Annotated in this window: 18 protein-coding genes and 1 rRNA gene; 18 read left to right on the top strand and 1 reads right to left on the bottom strand. The window is 53.7% G+C overall.

Annotation, left to right across the window (positions count from 1 at the left end; all coding sequences use genetic code 11):
* Nucleotides 1-10: 10 nt before the first annotated feature.
* The 11 genes from rrf (at nucleotide 11) to nagE (ending at nucleotide 8,665) form a co-directional block, all read left to right on the top strand.
* A 5S ribosomal RNA gene (rrf, locus tag CHM34_RS16950) occupies nucleotides 11-127 on the top strand.
* Nucleotides 128-621: 494 nt separating this feature from the next.
* Nucleotides 622-819, top strand: a complete 198-nt coding sequence (locus CHM34_RS16945; protein WP_094265793.1) for a sigma factor G inhibitor Gin — start codon at nucleotides 622-624, stop codon at nucleotides 817-819.
* A gap of 111 nt (nucleotides 820-930) precedes the next feature.
* Nucleotides 931-2,349, top strand: coding sequence for an aminotransferase class I/II-fold pyridoxal phosphate-dependent enzyme (locus tag CHM34_RS16940; protein ID WP_094265792.1), 1,419 nt, complete (start codon nucleotides 931-933; stop codon nucleotides 2,347-2,349).
* Between the two features lie 28 nt (nucleotides 2,350-2,377).
* The gene (tmk, locus tag CHM34_RS16935; protein ID WP_094265791.1) at nucleotides 2,378-3,004 is read left to right on the top strand and encodes a dTMP kinase; all 627 of its coding nucleotides are present in this window, start codon (nucleotides 2,378-2,380) and stop codon (nucleotides 3,002-3,004) included.
* Between the two features lie 45 nt (nucleotides 3,005-3,049).
* A complete protein-coding gene (darA, locus tag CHM34_RS16930) occupies nucleotides 3,050-3,379 on the top strand; it encodes a cyclic di-AMP receptor DarA (RefSeq protein WP_094265790.1) in 330 nt (109 codons plus the stop codon).
* Nucleotides 3,380-3,411: 32 nt separating this feature from the next.
* The gene (gene holB / locus CHM34_RS16925) at nucleotides 3,412-4,419 is read left to right on the top strand and encodes a DNA polymerase III subunit delta' (protein ID WP_169713797.1); all 1,008 of its coding nucleotides are present in this window, start codon (nucleotides 3,412-3,414) and stop codon (nucleotides 4,417-4,419) included.
* A complete protein-coding gene (locus tag CHM34_RS16920; protein WP_094265788.1) occupies nucleotides 4,391-5,194 on the top strand; it encodes a PSP1 domain-containing protein in 804 nt (267 codons plus the stop codon). The genes holB and CHM34_RS16920 overlap by 29 nt, the downstream gene beginning before the upstream one ends.
* A 134-nt stretch (nucleotides 5,195-5,328) precedes the next feature.
* Complete coding sequence (gene yabA, locus CHM34_RS16915) at nucleotides 5,329-5,688, top strand: DNA replication initiation control protein YabA (RefSeq protein WP_094265787.1); 360 nt, start codon at nucleotides 5,329-5,331, stop codon at nucleotides 5,686-5,688.
* A 9-nt stretch (nucleotides 5,689-5,697) separates the two neighbouring features.
* Nucleotides 5,698-6,114, top strand: coding sequence for a GIY-YIG nuclease family protein (locus tag CHM34_RS16910; RefSeq protein WP_338048683.1), 417 nt, complete (start codon nucleotides 5,698-5,700; stop codon nucleotides 6,112-6,114).
* Nucleotides 6,092-6,967, top strand: coding sequence for a 16S rRNA (cytidine(1402)-2'-O)-methyltransferase (rsmI, locus tag CHM34_RS16905; RefSeq protein WP_094265786.1), 876 nt, complete (start codon nucleotides 6,092-6,094; stop codon nucleotides 6,965-6,967). Before CHM34_RS16910 ends, rsmI begins: the two co-directional genes overlap by 23 nt.
* Before the next feature lie 207 nt (nucleotides 6,968-7,174).
* The gene (gene nagE, locus CHM34_RS16900) at nucleotides 7,175-8,665 is read left to right on the top strand and encodes an N-acetylglucosamine-specific PTS transporter subunit IIBC (RefSeq protein WP_094265785.1); all 1,491 of its coding nucleotides are present in this window, start codon (nucleotides 7,175-7,177) and stop codon (nucleotides 8,663-8,665) included.
* A gap of 320 nt (nucleotides 8,666-8,985) precedes the next feature.
* On the opposite strand, the gene CHM34_RS16895 is transcribed toward nagE, so the two are convergent.
* Nucleotides 8,986-9,261, bottom strand: a complete 276-nt coding sequence (locus tag CHM34_RS16895) for an AbrB/MazE/SpoVT family DNA-binding domain-containing protein (protein ID WP_094265784.1) — start codon at nucleotides 9,259-9,261, stop codon at nucleotides 8,986-8,988.
* Between the two features lie 286 nt (nucleotides 9,262-9,547).
* On the opposite strand from CHM34_RS16895, the gene CHM34_RS16890 reads away from it, so the two are divergent.
* The 7 genes from CHM34_RS16890 (at nucleotide 9,548) to rsmA (ending at nucleotide 18,277) form a co-directional block, all read left to right on the top strand.
* Nucleotides 9,548-10,507 carry a DNA double-strand break repair nuclease NurA gene (locus tag CHM34_RS16890; protein ID WP_094265783.1) on the top strand — a complete coding sequence of 320 codons (960 nt, stop codon included), beginning with the start codon at nucleotides 9,548-9,550 and terminating at the stop codon, nucleotides 10,505-10,507.
* Nucleotides 10,508-10,610: 103 nt separating this feature from the next.
* Nucleotides 10,611-12,452 (top strand): ATP-binding protein, encoded by a 1,842-nt coding sequence (locus tag CHM34_RS16885; RefSeq protein WP_094265782.1) that lies wholly within the window; start codon nucleotides 10,611-10,613, stop codon nucleotides 12,450-12,452.
* A gap of 743 nt (nucleotides 12,453-13,195) precedes the next feature.
* Nucleotides 13,196-15,187 carry a methionine--tRNA ligase gene (metG, locus tag CHM34_RS16880; RefSeq protein ID WP_094265781.1) on the top strand — a complete coding sequence of 664 codons (1,992 nt, stop codon included), beginning with the start codon at nucleotides 13,196-13,198 and terminating at the stop codon, nucleotides 15,185-15,187.
* 165 nt (nucleotides 15,188-15,352) lie between these two features.
* Nucleotides 15,353-15,874, top strand: a complete 522-nt coding sequence (lepB, locus tag CHM34_RS16875; RefSeq protein ID WP_240512063.1) for a signal peptidase I — start codon at nucleotides 15,353-15,355, stop codon at nucleotides 15,872-15,874.
* A 57-nt stretch (nucleotides 15,875-15,931) separates the two neighbouring features.
* On the top strand, nucleotides 15,932-16,705 hold the full coding sequence (locus CHM34_RS16870) for a TatD family hydrolase (RefSeq protein WP_094265780.1): 774 nt from the start codon (nucleotides 15,932-15,934) through the stop codon (nucleotides 16,703-16,705).
* Nucleotides 16,706-16,809: 104 nt separating this feature from the next.
* Nucleotides 16,810-17,388: a ribonuclease M5 gene (rnmV, locus tag CHM34_RS16865; RefSeq protein WP_338048682.1), complete on the top strand. Its 579-nt coding sequence runs from the start codon at nucleotides 16,810-16,812 to the stop codon at nucleotides 17,386-17,388.
* A complete protein-coding gene (gene rsmA / locus CHM34_RS16860) occupies nucleotides 17,381-18,277 on the top strand; it encodes a 16S rRNA (adenine(1518)-N(6)/adenine(1519)-N(6))-dimethyltransferase RsmA (RefSeq protein WP_094265779.1) in 897 nt (298 codons plus the stop codon). The genes rnmV and rsmA overlap by 8 nt, the downstream gene beginning before the upstream one ends.
* The last annotated feature ends 4 nt before the right edge of the window (nucleotides 18,278-18,281 follow it).

The following is an 18,281-nucleotide window of genomic DNA, read 5'->3' as shown; positions in this document are numbered from 1 at the left end:
GCATCAAACGTCTGGTGATGATGGCGGAGGGGATCCACTCGTTCCCATCCCGAACACGAAAGTTAAGCCCTCCAGCGCCGATGGTACTTGGGGCTTTCGCCCCCGGGAGAGTAGGACGTCGCCAGGCACTTCAGAAAACAGCCCAAAAATGGGCTGTTTTTTTATTGATGGAGAACGTTTAGGCGCAATCCCTCGTGATCGAGTGGCTTTTGCTCCGACCGATGGATTTAGGGAGGGCTAGAGAAGCAAGGGGCGGTTTTCGGTGCGGGGTTTCACCAGGGGAGATCCTTTGTTGTTTAACGGGTTGCCAACAGAGGCTGGTGCATATAATACAGTAGCACTTTCAGCAGGACTCATGGCGGGTAGGTACATACCCCAAAAACAGCCATTGGCACCATGGTACGGGTCTGTCGACACTCCCACTTCTTTTTTGCAGCGGTTGCATAAGGGATTCTCCGGATGATCCCGGCGTGGTATACTGAAAAGGCCTACGGCAGTGTCCACCCGTATCGAAGCATGGATTTGAACGATTCGATGACTGGATTCGCTCGTTACCCGTGTATAAATTTTCTCAACCATGGAAACAATGGCTGAAAAAATAATGAAAAGGGTGGGTCGATCTTGCAAGACACACGTGATCGAATCCGCTGTATTGTCTGTGAAGAAGAAAGAGTGAAGGGGATCAGAGTCTTGGATGAATTCATCTGTGAGACATGCGAGAAGGAGATCGTGAATACCGAAGTAGAGGATCAAAAATATCCTCATTTCGTCCTTCAATTGAGAAATATTTGGTTAAACAGCCAACGTCGGGGACTGTAAGAGGGTCCCCGTTTCTTTATGTAACAGCACTCCGAAAGTCCGCTAGGTTATCGCGGGGCATAACAGTTCAACATATCTGATGGTACAAGAAAGCAAAGGGAGAGGATCCGATTGTCGGAAAGGCAAAAAAGGGCCCCTCTGTTTGAAGCGTTGTCCGCTCATCTGAAAGAGAGTCGGGGCAATTTTCATGTCCCCGGTCACAAACAGGGACAGGCCTTTGATCCCGAGGGATCCGATAGGTTTAAAGACGTATTATCCATTGACCTGACTGAGGTGGGTTACCTTGATGATTTACACGATCCGGAAGGAGTGATCCGGGAGGCGCAGGAATTCGCGGCAGAAGCTTTCAGTGCCGATGAGACCCGGTTTTTGGTGGGGGGAAGTACGGCGGGAAATCTAGCTCTGGTATTAAGCCTCTGTCAGCCCGGTGACCGATTGATCATTCAACGCAATTCCCATCAATCGATCTTCAATGGTTGCTTATTGGCTGGGGTTCGCCCTGTTTATATATCCGGAGATGGAGAATGTTCCCGAATCAATCCCGAAACCTTAGCGGAGGTGCTGGGCCGATTTCCCGATGCCAAGGGAGTATTTATTACCAGTCCCGATTACTACGGGATGTGTCAACCTGTGGATGCGCTCGCCCGAATGTGCGGAAAGCGCGGAATTCCACTCCTCGTTGATGAGGCCCATGGAGCTCATTTCGGTTTTCATCCCTTGCTCCCCCCTTCCGCGATGCAACAGGGAGCGGATGCCGCCGTTCAATCCACTCACAAAATGTTACCGGCGATGACGATGGCCTCCATGCTACACTTGAAAGGAGAGGGTGTCCCCTCGGAATCGGTTTTCCGCTGGCTTCGGGTGATTCAATCCAGCAGTCCTTCCTACCCGTTGATGGCTTCTCTGGATTTGGCCCGCCGGTTTTTGGCTGAACGCGGAAAAGACGAGCTGGATGTGCTTTTAAACCGACTGCAGCGATTTCGGGAAAAACTGTCGACCCTTTCGGGGATCATCGAAGAGGGGAGGGGGGACAAAGATCAAGATCCACTCAAGTTGGCGATTCGATCGAAAAGAAGAATTTCCGGGTTTCGGCTTTCCAATGAGTTGCGCAGAAAGGGATTGTTCATGGAACTGGCGGATCACCGTTGCACCTTGGCCGCTTTTTCCATAGGAACTTCTCCGGAGGAAATGCGGCGACTCATGCAGGGATTGAAGGATTTGGAGAAAGATATGAAATGGATTCCCGAGGAACCCTGGATGGAACCGATTCGGGTTCCCCGTTGGAGTGAAAGCCGTTTTCCTTTAAACCGACTGGATCGCCTCCGCCGTCAGGCGGTTTCTCTGGAAGAAGCGGTGGGCCGACCAGCGGCGGAAATGGTCGTTCCTTATCCGCCAGGAATCCCTCTGGTCCTCCCGGGGGAGTCCTTTACCCGGAAACACGCGATGGATATGGATCGCATGATCCGCTGCGGCGGGCGGGTTCGCGGGTTAGCCGCCGTTTCCCCGCCATGTGTCTACGTGTTACAATAAATCTCAAATAACGGTTGGAGGAACTGATGTGAAGGGTTGTTTTATCACGTTGGAAGGATCGGAAGGCGGCGGAAAGTCAACACAAGCCGCCTTGATCAGCCAATATATGGATGATAAGGGGATTCCGTATCTGACGACGCGGGAGCCGGGGGGAACAGCGATTGGGGACCGAGTGCGTCGGATCTTGTTGGATCCATCCCTTTCAGAAATGGCGTTGCGTACCGAGATTCTGCTGTATGCCGCATCCCGGGCCCAACTGGTAGAACAGGTGATCCGCCCGGCATTGAATGATGGAAAAGTGGTGATCTGTGATCGATATGTGGACTCCAGTATCGTTTATCAGGCCTACGGACCGGGCGGGGATTTGCAGGAAGTGATTGATATCAATCAGACGGCCACTGGGGGGTTGAAACCCGACCGTACCTATATTCTCGATTTACCGGTGGAAGAAGGCAATCTTCGGCTGAAGTCCCGGGGATATGACACGGATCGCATGGAACAAAAAGGGCGGGATTTTCACCGTCGAGTCCGCCGGGGATTTTTGGAACAGGCCCGTTTGGATCCGGAGCGTTGCATGATTGTGGATGCCACCCGATCGGCGGAAGAGGTATTTGAGATTTTGCGAAGTGATTTGGAGAAATGGATTCGGTTGTGACCCATGTGGGCATGGTTTGGATCAGGACCTGAGAGGGGGAAGGAAATGAAACTGATTGTTGCTGTGGTACAGGATAAGGACAGCAACCGTCTATCCCAGGCACTGGTTCGGGAAAACGTTCGGGCGACCAAACTGGCCAGTACCGGGGGATTTCTCAAGGCGGGCAACACCACGTTCATCATCGGAATTGAAGATGAAAGAGTGGATCCGGTGCTGAATCTGATCAGAGAAAATTGTAAGTCCAGGCAGCAGATGATGGCCCCGATGTCTTCCATGGGCGGGAACGCCGACTCTTACATTCCCTATCCTGTGGAAGTGCAGGTGGGTGGAGCGACGGTGTTTATCCTTCCCGTCGAACGGTTTGAACAGTTTTAGCCTGGGCCCTGGATGAAACGGGGGGTTCATTTTTGTCTTTGAATGAAGTGTTCGGTCAACAACAGGTGGTTCAGTTGTTGAAAAGGGGATTGCGTACCGGTCGGATCGCCCATGCTTATTGCTTTGCGGGGCCCAGGGGAGTGGGCAAGACCCGTACAGCGCAGCAACTGGCCAAGGCCCTCAATTGTTTGAACGGGAAGGAAGACGCCTGCGACGAGTGTATTCACTGCCAACGGATCGATCACGGCAATGACCCCGGGGTGATGAAGGTGTCGCCGGACGGGCAGACGATTAAAATCGATCAGGTGCGGGCCATCCAGCGCGCTTTTTCCTACAGTCCTCCGGAAAACGCTACCCGGGTGATTATGATTGAGCATGCCGATGCGATGACGGTACAAGCCGCCAACAGCCTGCTCAAGTTTTTGGAAGAGCCCACATCCCGGATGGTGGCCATTCTGATCACGGAAAACCTTCACGCGCTTCTTCCGACGATACGGTCCCGCTGTCAACTCCTCCGTTTCCCAGCGCTTTCCCCGGAGCGGATCGCCCAATACTTAAAGGAAGAAGGATACGATCCTGAAACTTCCCGAATCGCCGCCCACCTCGCCGCGGGTTTGGACGATGCCCGAGGGAGAATGGAGGAGGATGAGTTTGCCCTGCTTTGCGAGCGAGTGATAAAATGGAGTGGGGAGATTGCCTCCGGATCTTCGGAGGCTCTCGTATCAGTCCAGACACAAATCTTGGAGACGGGACGAGAGCGGCTGGAGACAGTCTTGGATCTACTGCTTCTCTGGTTGCGGGATCTCCTCAACGACCGGCTGGGGCGGGAAGAACAGCCGGTATTTGCGAGATGGAGTGAATCCCGTCGACGCCAGTCTTCCCGATGGACAATCGATCGATTAACAGACGGGATGCACGCCATTATCGATGCTCGACGCCAATTGGCCGGCCCCGTTCAGGCGCAAGCCGTCTTGGAACGGATGGTTCTGGTCATGCAAGGGGGAGCTGTAAATGCTGTCAGTCGTAGGAGTCCGTTTTAGGCAAGCGGGTAAAATATACTATTTTAACCCGGGCCATTTAAATATTCGCCGCGATGATCGCGTGATCGTAGAAACCGTTCGCGGGGTTGAATACGGAACGGTAGTGACGGGTATCCGTTATGTGACCGAGGATGAAGTCGTCCTTCCTCTCAAATACGTCATACGTGTCGCTACAGAGGAAGATGCTGTTCAGATGGAGAAAAACCGAAGATCGGCCAAAGAGGCTTTGGCTGTTTGTGCGGAAAAAATCCGTCTGCACGGGTTGGAGATGAAGTTGGTTGACGCGGAGTATACCTTTGACCGGAATAAAATCATCTTCTACTTCACCGCAGACGGTCGGGTCGATTTCCGGGAGCTCGTCCGGGACTTGGCCTCGGTCTTCCGTACGAGGATTGAACTTCGACAAATCGGGGTGCGGGACGAAGCCAAAATGTTAGGCGGAATCGGACCCTGTGGACGGGTTTTGTGTTGTTCGTCCTTTCTCGGGGATTTTGAGCCAGTTTCCATCAAGATGGCCAAAGATCAGAATCTGTCTCTCAATCCGGCCAAAATTTCCGGGTTGTGCGGTCGTCTCATGTGCTGCTTAAAGTACGAGAACGATACCTATGTAGACGCGAAGAAACAGATGCCCGATGTCGGAACCCGTGTCACAACCCCGGAAGGGGATGGGCGCGTGGTGGTGCTGAACCTTCTCGAACGCCGCGTTCAGGTGGAGTTAAACGAGTCGGGCCGTACGGTGGAACATCCCGCGGAGGAGATTACAGCACAGGCATAAGGGACATTCACGGATGGAAAAACGGCCTGCTTGCCACTGCGAGCAGGCACCCCCGTTGCGGGAAACCTTCCTGATCGGTTCAGCGTTGAATCGGAAGACTTGAAGCAGACAAACGGGTGATAGAGGTGGGGGGCGTGGATAAGCAGGACATTTTATCCCGAATGACCCGGATCGAGGATCAGATCGGGGAATTATATAAGGAATTGGGCGGGTTGAAGGAACAAATTGTCCAAATGCTCGAAGAAAACACCCGCCTGGTTCTGGAAAATCAATCACTCAGAGAGCAGCTGGAAAACGGCGACGTCCAAGGCGGCGATACGGTCGACGTCCCTTCTCCGAAAGACGAGACGGTGGGTGAGGGATATGATAACCTGGTCCGCCTCTATAACGAGGGGTTCCATATTTGCAACGTCCATTACGGCAATATGCGGACTCATGGAGACTGCCTTTTTTGTTTATCCTTTTTAAATAAAACGTCCAATGAGGAGAAATGAGGTTGACCCGTGATCGACCATCGCGATCTTGTTCTTCGAGTCCTCTTCGGAACAATCGTTGTGGTGGGGGCCTCCATCTCGGGTGCCGGTTTTTCCGGCACCTTTTTGTCCTTGAAGAATATCCGTTCAGGAGGATTGATGGCGGTTCAAAGGAAATACGTCGTCTACGTGCTGGAATGTGCTGACGGAACCCTGTATACGGGAATTACGACGGATCTTCCTCGACGGCTGGAAGAGCATCGGCGGGGAGTCGGGGCGAAATACACCCGGGGCCGCGGGCCGTTTACCCTTCGCTTGGCGGAGCCGGAGATGACCCGTTCCGATGCTTTGCGAAGGGAGTGGGAGATCAAAAGGATGAATCGAAAAGCCAAAAATCGCCTGATCGCGGAGAAGGGGGTGGATCGTGAAGCGGCAAAAAAGCTTTGAAGGAAGTAATGGGGCCCTGTATGTGGTCGGGACCCCGATCGGAAACCTGGAGGATTTAAGCATACGCGCCAGGAACACGCTTGCCGAGGTGGATCGGATCGCCTGTGAAGATACCCGCCGCACCCGAAAACTTCTTTCCCATCTCGAGATTTCCGTCCCATTGGTCAGTTATCACGAGCACAATCGTTTTTCCCGGATGGAGGAATTGTCCGAGAGAATGGAACAAGGTGAGCGGATCGCATTGGTCAGCGATGCGGGAATGCCGGCCCTCTCCGACCCCGGGGAAGAGCTGGTTCGCGAAGCGGTCAACCGGGGGATTCCGGTGATTCCTGTCCCGGGCCCCAATGCGGCGTTGTCAGCAGTGGTCGCCTCCGGTATTCCTCCTCAGCCCTTCCTTTTCATCGGCTTTCTTCCCCGGCAAACCAAGGAAAGGATCCGGGAATTGGATCGATGGAAGGAGGTTCCCGCCACCCTGCTTTTCTATGAAGCCCCCCACCGCATCCTCCCGATGTTGCGGGATTTGCGGGAAGTGTTGGGAGACCGCTCGACAGCGATCGCCAGAGAGGTGACCAAGAAGCATGAGGAATGGATTCGGGGAACGCTTTCCCAATGCCGGGATTGGTTCCGGGAACATTCGCCCCGCGGGGAGATGACCGTGGTCGTATCCGGAGCGAAAGATTCTTCTCCCCAGAACAGGGAGTCCCATGAAACCGACTGGTGGCATCCCCTTTCTGTGACGGAGCATGTGGATTGGCATATCCATCGCGGGAAAGCGAAAAAAGAGGCGATCCGGACAGTGGCAAAGGAACGGTCTCTGCCCAAAAGGGAAGTGTACAACCATTACCATCAATAGAAATGAACATGGTCAATAACCGGCTCTGGTACAGAGCCGGTTTTTTAAATCGGGATTTTATAAAATTCCTCACTGGTATATACCAATATGAGATGATATACTATTCACAGGGGGGTCAAAGCCGGATAAGGGGAAAGTAGGAATGATAGGCTTAAAAACAGGACAAACCACATAATATGTATCAACGTTCTATGGAGGTGTGCAAAAATGAAAGCGCTATTAGGGAAGTTGCAACAGATCGGGAAATCCCTGATGCTTCCCATCGCTGTGTTGCCTGCTGCCGCGATTCTCCTCAGCCTCGGGGCCATTCTGACCAATGAGCAGATCGTCGGTGAGAATTCCGCTCTAATTCAGGTAGGAGAAGTGATTCAGACCGGCGGACAAGCGATTTTTACGTACTTACCGCTCCTCTTTGCCATCGGGGTGGCAGTGGGTATGTCCGGTGGAGCCGGAGCGGCAGGATTGGCGGCCGTTGCCGGTTTCGTGGTACTCAACACAATCGTCGGTATGAACGCGAAGGCTCCGGAAAATCCGGAATGGCAGGTCAAATTGGACCAGACTTCTGTTTTGGGCGGGATTATCACCGGTCTCATCACTGCGTATTTATACCGCCGATTCAAGGATATCCGCCTGCCGGAATGGTTGCAGTTCTTTGGCGGCAAACGGTTTGTACCCATCGTTGTTTCGTTTACGATGTTTTTGGTCGGTCTTCTCTTTCTCTTCATTTGGCCGCCGGTGGAAAACGCGATCAGCACGGCGGGAGAGTGGATTGTCAATGCTGGGGCCGCCGGGCTGTTCGGGTATGGGATCTTGAACCGAATACTGATTCCTATCGGGATGCACCATATCCTCAATACGCTGATCTGGTTTAACATTGGGGAATTCGTCACAGCCGCCGGTGATGTAGTCCGGGGAGATCTGAACCGTTACTTCGCCGGAGATCCCAACGCGGGCTCCTTTATGGCCGGGATGTTTCCGATCATGATGTTCGCCTTGCCTGCGGCCTGCTTGGCTATGATCCACGAAGCGAAGCCTTCGAAGCGAACAGCGGTGAGCGGGCTCTTGCTCAGTGCCGCTCTGACCTCTTTCCTGACCGGGATCACGGAACCGATCGAATTCACCTTTATGTTCCTGGCACCGGTTCTCTTCCTGGTACACGCCCTGTTGACAGGGACTTCCCTGGCCCTGATGAGTATTCTGGGCGTCAAACACGGCTTCGGCTTTTCCGCCGGGTTGATCGATTTCTTGCTCAATTACCATCTGTCGACCAAGGGATGGTTGATCATCCCCGTCGGCCTGGGCTATGCTCTGCTGTATTATCTCATCTTCCGGTTTGCCATCCGCAAATTCAACCTCCCCACTCCGGGTCGCGACGAGGAGGAGGAGACGTCTGTGGAGGAATCCGGTGAAGCGGCCCCCGAAGAGGATCGCAAGCAAAATAAACTGGATGACCAGGCTCGTGGGGTTTTGGCGGCGATCGGCGGCGAGGAAAACATCGATCAGCTGGATGCCTGCATTACCCGCTTGCGGATGACACTGAAGGATGAGAATAAGATCGATCAGGAACAGTTGAAAAAACTGGGTGCCTCCGGTGTCATGCGTGTCGGCGAAGGCTATTACCAAGCGGTGTTCGGTACTCAATCCGAACTGATCAAGGATCGAATCTTGGAATTGATCAAAGAGGACAACCGCGGCTGAGAAGAAAAGTGTCCTTTCAGGCACTTTTGAATGGCTTTTGAGCCGTTGTGGGTGGTTGTAAACCCGTCTTCGTCTTACAAAGAACGTTGGCAATTGAACTCCGAGGGGGCCCTTGGTCGGGATTGTTAGGGAGTCGGCTTTTTCCAGCGAGGAAGGCCGGCTTCTTTTCATGGGAGTGATAATAAAATAGGAATGTCCACCGGATCTCCGGTGGGCATTCCTAAAGGGGTAAAAATTTAAATAATCACGGCGCTCACTTTTAAATAGTCGTTCAATCATCGTTGTTCAGGTGAGCGGAAAATTTCCGAATGGTTCGTATGTTACTTAGCGGAAACACTGTCCTCGTCTTTCAAGATGTCGAACATTTCCTCAATGCACTTTTTGCTGACCACCTTGTTTTTGTAGCGAACGGTGTTGTCCACTTCTCCGGTAAAAATACAAGCGGGTTCGTATTTTTTCAACACGATTCTTTCACCGTCGACATAAATCTCCAATGCGTCTTTTTCTCCGATTCCCAGTGTACGGCGCAGTTCGATCGGGATCACCACACGGCCCAGCTCGTCCACTTTCCGAACAATTCCGGTAGATTTGAGCATTGTTGACGTCTCCTCTCACTCTTTGGTCTTTTTTGGTCTTGGTCTCGAAGCCGTCAAATTTCGACAGGAACGGCGTAACATCATCATACCAGCGATTCCCATAACAGTCAATATAACAGCCTGCAAATTTTATAGAAAATTTTTTTAGTAACGTCCTTTGCCAACATCGCGGTTAGGATGGATGTATATGGAGAATGTTGCCGGTTGCGGGGATTCCGGGATTTCCGATTTTCCTGTACACTGAAGAGAAACTGGATCAACCGGGTCAAAAGGAGGAGGTGGAGGATTGCTTCCCGTTTCTGAAGAGCTGAAGCGAAAACTGGAGGACACGAATCGGGATTTGCGAAAAGCTTATCCCCGGGATGTTTTTCAGCGGGATCAGATCCGACGGAGACTGGAGGAGATCGGTTCTTTTCAAAAAGTGGACAAGTGGGAGGGGGAAAGGATCAAAGAATGGCTCCAGGGCCGTTCCTTAGTCGGAGTCGATGGATCTGTCAACTCCACTCCCGGCAGTCATCCCCACACGTTGTCCGTGTTTCAGGCCCTCGCCAAGGGCACGACAGGGGAGGAGCGTTGGGCCGCCGATCTCTATACCCCTTTGTTGGACTCCGGTGACGGAGAGGCGGAAGGAGGGAGGTTGGCGCGAGAGGCGAAGCATCGGGGGACGCTGCTGGCCTCCCTGGAGTTGAAGGTGGCGAGTGAGGCAGTAAGGAGTTGGCGTCCTCGGGTGATTATGATGGATGGATCGCTGCTTCATTTTTTGATCGACGACTCCCAGGGATGGACCCGGTTTGCAGAAGCGGCGGAACAGGCGGGTGTCCTGTTGGTGGGTGTGTCGGAGGAGATCGGGACCAAGGGTTTGGCCCGCTGTCTTTTCCCCGATCAACCGACATATTCCGACAGAGATGTTCTCTTCGGTGTGATGCGTCCCGGAGAGGTGTACCGGTCACCGGAGATGGATCCGGCGGGGACGGGGTTGTGGAAGGCGGTCCTTTGTTCTTCCCGCGGACCCCAGCCTGTGGGTGTTGACGGATTGGTGAGCCAATCCGGGGATCGGGATGCTTTGATCCGGCTGGTGCACAGCCTGACACCGGTTCAGGGCCGGGGAATTCCTTTGTGGCTGGACATCGTGGACAAAGAGGTGAGGGTGACAGATCCTTTGGTGGAGGCCATGGTGGAACAGTTTATCGATCCGGATTTGCGTCACCGGCTGTTGGTCCCGAAACGGAACGACCGTCACCTTTAGAAGACTGGTGACGAAGTCTCCTGCTCGGGAGTGTGGAACCCCACCCGACCCACCAAGGACATGTTCAATCACCAGTCTTTTAGAATGGGAGGAATCGGTACGGATGCAAGTCGTCGGTGTAACCACGCAACAGGAAGTGTATATCGCGTCCAAGGAACGGAAGTTTCGGATGAATGAGATTTTGGTGATTGAAGATGAGGCTCTGGATTGTCCAAAGGGCGAAGTTGTGGAGACGATGTCTTATAACCGTCTGATTCCGATGGGCCTGGATCGCAGTGTGGTGGATACGCAGGTGATTCAGTCCCTGGAGCAGATCGGATATGACATCGGTTCCGATGAGGTGAATCTGGCCAAGCTGCGTCTCTTTTCCGAGGCTCCATATCCCGTTCGGACCGGGTGCGGAGTCCGTTTTCCCCGCTTTGATGAAGTCCGTCGCCTATTGGTGAAAGCTTCCCCCGGAGAGGGCATGGCGCTCGGAGAGATCCGGGGAACCGAGCCCCTGGCGGAAACATTGGACCCCGACCTGAAGGATCGGGTCCACTTGTTGGAGCCAGAGGGGATTCGCCGGCAGCGGGGCGTTCCTTTTTTGTTCGATATTCAATCGATGCAGCAGTATCCCCATATCGGTATCTTCGGGGGCTCGGGTTCCGGGAAATCCTTCGGTCTGCGGGTGATTCTGGAGGAACTGATGAACCTGTCCATACCGACGCTGGTATTTGACCCTCACTTTGAGATGAGCTTTCATGAGGTGGTGCCGGAATTGAAGGAGTCCGCACCCCCTTTCGATCACCGCTGGACAGCGGTTCAAGTGGGGCAAGAGGTGGGAATCAACTTTTCGCATCTGTCCACCCGGGAACTGATCGGTTTGATTGGCGCTTCCGGGGGCGGACTGTCAGAACCGATGACCAATGTGATCCAATCCTTGCACCGCCGGCGGGATACATTTACGACTTTCAGTGATCGGCTGAACAATGTGGCTCAGGCGATCGAGGAAGGAATGCAAGGGCTGAAAAAGCGATTGCGTGAGGAGGATCTCACTCCGACAGAAGCGGAACGGACCAAGGATTTAATGGAACTGCATCAACAATTCGGGAGCCTTCCCCTGGCTTCGGTCAAAGGGGTTCAATGGCGCCTCAACCGGCTGGAGAAGGCGGGATTGTTCCAGCAGGATATTCGCCGGATCGAGGAAGGACTGGAACAAGGTCGCCTGGTGGTGATTCAGGGAGATTCCTGGCTGTTGCAGGTGTTTTCCACCTACGTCATCACTTCGGTGTATCGGAAACGGCGTGAATACAGAGATGCGGTGATGAACGGAGAAGAAGGTGTCTTTTTCCCGCCTTTCGTGATCGTCACGGACGAAGCTCACAATTTCGCTCCCAAGGGGACGGACTCCCCGCCGAAGCGGATATTGAAAGAAGTGGCCCAGGAAGGGCGGAAATACGGGGCTTTTCTGATGTTGGCCACTCAGCGGCCAACCTTATTGGATGAAACGATTACGGCCCAATTAAACACCAAGTTCGTGTTTCGTACGGTTAGAGGGACAGATATCGCGACATTGCGGGAGGAGACGGATCTGACCCAGGAAGAGGGAAAACGGTTGCCTTACTTGAGTTCCGGGGATACGTTCGTGTCCTCGGCGGTCTATGGACGCACCGTATTCGTCCGCATCCGGGCCGCTTTCACCCACAGTCCCCATGTGACCAACCCCTTTGACGAGTTGTGGTCGGCGAAGGAGAATCAAGATGATCGCGTCATCCAGACCGTTCGGGATCAGCTTCCTCTCTTCGATACGGATCTGATGGAGGTGGTCGGCCGGGTAAACCGGGAATGCGGCCTTCATTGGGATGTCAACCGGTTGAAACAGGAACTGGAACGGTTTGTTGCCGAGGGGAAAATTGCAAAGAAGGAATCCCCCTTCGTCACCCGTTATGATGTGACGGATTAGGGCATGTCTGATCATGAACGATAACGGGGTGTGGGAGCCGATTTCCGACTTCGCGCCGGGTTACCCTTCCGCTGAAACGGTTCGTAACTTTTTCTACGGACCGAACCTGCATTCATGAGGAAAACATAGTGGCCGCTAACGGTTCGGTCCTACCGAAAACTCCGCCCGATTGTCGGGCATAGCGAGATCATCTTGGGGTCATTTTAAAGGGCAATTATTCAAGGTGGTTAACCGACCAAGAGATCAGTTAGGGAGTGATCGATGCGATCCAATCCCAAAAAACGCGTACCATCGTGGGCGTTGTTCAACCATGGGCGAAAAAACTATAAAAGAAAAGGCTGGCAAGGAAGGTGCCGAGTACGCGTATGAAGGGCCAGGTTGATATTTTCGTTTGTTTTTGTCTATAATGGAAAGTGAATCAATCTATCCTAGACAGCGGATCCATCAAAGGCAACTTCGCGGACGGGGATGAGTAGCTTGGATGTCTCTATGGACAGAGAGCCGGGCCAGGTGAAAGCCGGCATAGGGACGAAAAGTGAACATGGCCCCTGAGAATCCGTTCTGAACCCCGGACAGCGGGTGCGTAGGAGCGGACGCGGCCCCGGCGTTATCGGGAACAGTGTGATCACTGGTAGAGGGTGTCTCCCGCGAGGGAGCACTGAAATTGGGTGGTACCGCGTGAGCAGGCCTCTCGCCCCAAAGACGGGCAGGGGTTTTTTAGTTTGTAAAGGGGAGCGAGATCGATGACCACCAAGCCGAGCTTCTATATTACGACACCGATTTATTATCCCAATGACCGTCTTCATATCGGCCACGCTTACACCACGGTGGCCGGAGACGCCATGGCCCGCTATAAGCGTTTGCGCGGCTATGATGTGATGTACCTGACCGGCACCGATGAACACGGCCAAAAAATCCAGCGCCGGGCGGAGGAAATGGGCAAGGGTCCCCAGGAGTTTGTCGACGGGATTGTGACTAGTATCCGCCGCTTGTGGGATCAATTGGAGATTTCCTATGACGATTTTATCCGTACGACGGAAGACCGGCACAAAAAAGTGGTTCAGAAGATCTTTCAGAAGTTGGTGGATCAGGGGGATATTTATCTGGATGAATATGAGGGCTGGTACTGCACTCCCTGCGAATCCTTCTGGACGGAACGACAATTGGAGGAAGGCCATTGTCCCGACTGTGGCCGTCCGGTGGAGAAAGTAAGGGAACAGAGTTACTTTTTCCGCATGAGCAAGTATGCGGATCGGCTTCTGGCCTTTTATGAGGAAAACCCCGAATTCATCCAACCGGAATCCCGCAAGAATGAAATGATCCGAAACTTCATCAAGCCCGGGCTGGAAGATCTTTGCGTTTCCAGGACCACCTTCGACTGGGGGATTCCGGTGCCGAATAACCCGGATCATGTAATGTATGTCTGGTTGGATGCGTTGACCAACTATATTTCTGCCCTGGGTTATTCTATGGAGGAGGATGCCAAGTTCCAAACCTATTGGCCTGCCGACGTTCATCTGGTTGGCAAGGATATCGTCCGTTTCCATACGATTTACTGGCCGATCATCTTGATGGCATTGGATCTGCCGCTGCCGAAAAAAGTGTTCGCCCACGGCTTTTTTCAGATGAAGGACGGCAAGATGTCCAAATCCAAGGGGAACGTTGTCGATCCGGTTCCCCTGGTGGAGCGGTATGGGTTGGATGTGTTGCGCTATTACCTGCTCCGGGAGGTTCCCTTCGGCCAGGACGGGGTGTTTACTCCCGAAGCCTTCATCGAGCGGGCCAACGCCGATTTGGCCAACGATTTGGGCAATCTGTTACACCGGACATTGACCATGGTGGACAAGTACGCCGGGGGAGTCGTTCCCGAACCGGTAACCGGTGCGACAGAGCTGGATCAGGACCAGGTAAGGCTGGCGGAAGAAACGGTACAAAAAGTGGAGATGGCGATGGACGGTATGCAGTTTTCTGTGGCACTCGCCTCCATCTGGGAATTGGTCCGGGGGACGAATCGCTACCTGGAGGGAACAATGCCTTGGGAACTGGCCAAGGATCCCTCGAAGAAGGAAGTGCTGGGTTCCGTTCTGTACCATGTCCTGGAAAGTCTCCGTATGGTCAGTATCCTGATCCAACCGTTCCTGGTGCGGACTCCGGCTCGGATGTGGGAACGGCTCGGTTTGACTCCGGGGGAAGCCACTTCTTGGGACAGTCTGTACCGCTTCGGCACTTTTCCATCGGGAATCAGGGTGAACAAACAGACCCCTCTGTATCCGCGGTTGGATGTTGAAGAAGAAGCGGCGGAGATCGTGAAGCTGATGGGGGGAACTCCGGTGGAATCCCCCGAGGAGAAGACCGAGAAAAAGGAGAAGAAGGCTTCCGGGAAGAAATCGGAAAGGGATTCCGGGCAGGATGAAACAATCCGTATCGACGATTTTTCAAAAGTGGATCTGCGCGTTGCTGAAGTGATCCAGGCCGAGAAGGTGAAGGGGGCGGACCGGTTATTGAAGCTGCAGTTGGACCTCGGGTTCGAGCGGCGGCAGGTGGTTTCCGGGATTGCTCAGTATTACCGGCCGGAAGAGCTGGAAGGAACCAAGGTCATCTGCGTAGCCAACCTGAAACCGGTAAAGCTGAGGGGGGAACGTTCCCAGGGAATGATTCTGGCCGCTCAGGAGGGCGATCGCCTGGTTCTTTCTACCCTGAGCGGAGATATTCCCAACGGTACCCGGGTTAAATAGAGAAAAAACACATTTCCCCCTAAAATAGGGTGAACCAACACGCCCGGAGCGGAATCAAATCCGGGCGGTTATATTCTTTTTTCCGGGCAGGAAGCGGAAGAGCGAAAGTAGAAAAACGAAGGGAACAAAACCGGTCAATCCGTCTAGCGTTTGGAGGGGGTCTGGTTGGGGAAAAAAGTGAAGCATAAGAATTCGGCCAATGAATGGGTGACAGCCATCTTGGTCGCTGCTTCGGTGATGATCATTATTCGCGTCTTCCTGTTCGCACCGTATGAGGTTCACGGGGAGTCGATGTATCCCACATTTAAAGGGGAGGAGCTCCTGATCGTCAACAAGTGGATCTATGATGTGAGCGATCCGGACTACGGGGATATTGTCGTCTTTCATACCGCGGAACATCGGGACTTTATCAAGCGGGTGATCGGACTTCCCGGGGATAAAATCGCGGTGCAAAACGGAGTGGTATACCGGAACGGAAAGAAGTTAGATGAACCTTATATCTCAGAACCCATCAAAAAGAATGTGGGTGAGACGGTGGTTCCCGAGGGAAGTCTTTTTGTGATGGGGGACAACCGGAACCACAGCAGGGACAGCCGAGACATCGGTCCGGTGGATATCGGTGAAGTCGTGGGAAGGGCTGATCTGCTGGTGATGCCTATCCGGGAGTTTCGACTCCTGTTTCGGTAATGAACGGAGCTATGGGTTGAAGGGAGATTGCACGGAGTCGGTATAGGAGGTACATGCATGCTTTTCGACAGTCATACGCATTTAAACGATGAACAATTCAATGAGGACCGGGAAGAAGTGATTCGCCGGGCGCGGGAAGAATACGGGGTTACCCGGGTTCTCAACGTCGGGTTTAACCGGGAGACGATCCCCGATTCCCTGGCATTGGCTGAAAAATACGATTTTATCTATTCGGCGGTGGGATGGCATCCCGTCGACGCCAAGGATTGTACCGAAGAGGATCTGGACTGGTTGGAATCACTCTGTGATCATCCGAAAGTGGTTGCTTTGGGTGAAATGGGTTTGGATTATCATTGGGACAAATCTCCACGGGGTGTTCAGGAAAGTGTGTTTCGGCAGCAGATCCGGATGGCCCGGGAATTGGATTTCCCGATTATCATTCACGATCGGGAAGCCCATGAAGATGTCCTTCGCATTCTGAAAGAGGAAAAGGCGGAAGAAGTGGGCGGAGTTATGCATTGCTTCGGCGGCGATTGGGAGATGGCACGGGATTGTCTGGATATGAATTTTTATATTGGACTAGGCGGTCCCGTCACCTTTAAAAATGCCAAGCTGCCCAAGGAAATCGCCCAACAGGTTCCGTTGGACCGCCTTTTGGTAGAGACAGATTCCCCTTATCTGGCCCCTCACCCCAACCGGGGCAAGCGCAACGAGTCCGGCTATGTCCGCCTCGTTGCGGAGAAGATTGCCGAACTTCGGGGAATGTCCCTGGAAGCATTGGCTGAGGCGACCTATGACAATGCCAACCGGTTGTTCCGGATTTCCGGTTGAAGCCGTGACAGGCGCCCGATTGTTTCCAATCGGTTTGTGGTAAGCTGAAGGAGAGTACCGAGACGAAAACGGTCGTACACCGTTTTTGTCTTTTTTGGAAGAGGTTGAGGCGGATCGGACAGCAAACAAAGATCAAAGAAGTGATTGTCGTCGAAGGGAAGAAGGACACAGCCGCTGTCCGACAGGCGGTAGCGGCGGATACGATTGAAACCCGCGGGTCTGCGGTGGAGAACGATGTGATCGCTGAAGTGAAACGGGCTAAGCAAAAGCGGGGCGTGATCATCCTGATGGACCCCGATAGTGCCGGGGAACGAATCCGAAGAATTATTTCCCGGGAAGTACCCGGATGCAAGCAGGCATTCATCTCCCGGGAGAAAGCGGAATCCGACGGAAGGATCGGGGTGGAACACGCTTGTCCGGCATCGATTCGGCAGGCCCTGGAGGAGGCTCGCTGTGAAGGGGAGGAGCCGGCTGTGCCGGAAATTCCCTGGGAGGCTTATCTGGAAGCCGGGATGGCCGGAGGTGCCGGTTCCCGGCGGCGTCGGGAGGCACTCGCCAACGAATTGGGGATCGGATACGCAAACGGCCAACAGCTTTATCGCCGGTTGGCCCTTTTGCGCATCACCCGGAATGAATTTGAGGAAGCCTTGCACCGGATCGAAAGGGAGGAACCACATGGCTGAACAAGCGATTGCCGGACGAACCCGGGAGCTGTTGGCCCGGCACGGCCTGGTGTTGAAAAAGAGCCTGGGCCAGCATTTTTTAACGGATCCGCACATTCTTAATAAAATGATCGATGCGGCAGAACTGGGATCCGATGCCGGCGTCCTTGAAATCGGTCCGGGTGTGGGAGCTTTAACGGAACGTTTGGCTGAAGAGGCCGGCAGCGTTGCCGCAGTGGAACTGGATGCCCGGTTGGTTCCGGTGCTGAAAGAGTTGTTCCTCTCCTCTCCTCATGTCCATATCATTCACGGGGACGCGATGAAGTTGGACCTTGGACAAGTGATCCATACTTGTCTCGGTGATACTTCCCGCCGCAGCGTGGTAGCCAATCTCCCTTATTACGCCACATCCCCGATTTTGATGCGCCTGTTGGAGGAACGCCTTCCTCTTGACCGAATCGTGGTCATGATTCAAAAGGAAGTGGCACAGCGGTTGATGGCGCGCCCGGGGACCAAGGATTACGGCGCTCTCACAGTAGCCGCCCGGTATTATGCTGAAACTGAATGGGTGACCCGGGTACCCGGTCATGTGTTCATCCCCCGCCCCCAAGTGGATTCCGCCGTCATTCGTTTTCATATTCGGAAACAGCCCGCGGTGGAAGTGGCGGATGAACGCCTTTTCTTCCGTGTCGTCCGGGCGGCCTTCGGCCAGCGGCGCAAAACCCTGCTGAACGCCCTGGCCGCGAATCTGTCGGAAGGAAAGCGGAAAAAAGAGGTCAATGAATGGATCCTGGAAGCAGGAATTGATCCGAAGCGCCGCGGGGAAACCTTAACATTGGAGGAGTTCGCAGGCTTGGCCGACGTATTGGATCGGAAGGCCCGTGATCTCATAAGGATGGCAGGGAAATAACCAG

Origin of the sequence: Paludifilum halophilum (genome assembly GCF_002245355.1) — a bacterium.
Taxonomy (GTDB): Bacteria; Bacillota; Bacilli; order Thermoactinomycetales; family DSM-45169; genus Paludifilum; species Paludifilum halophilum.
This window is presented reverse-complemented; position numbering and strand designations above follow the sequence as displayed.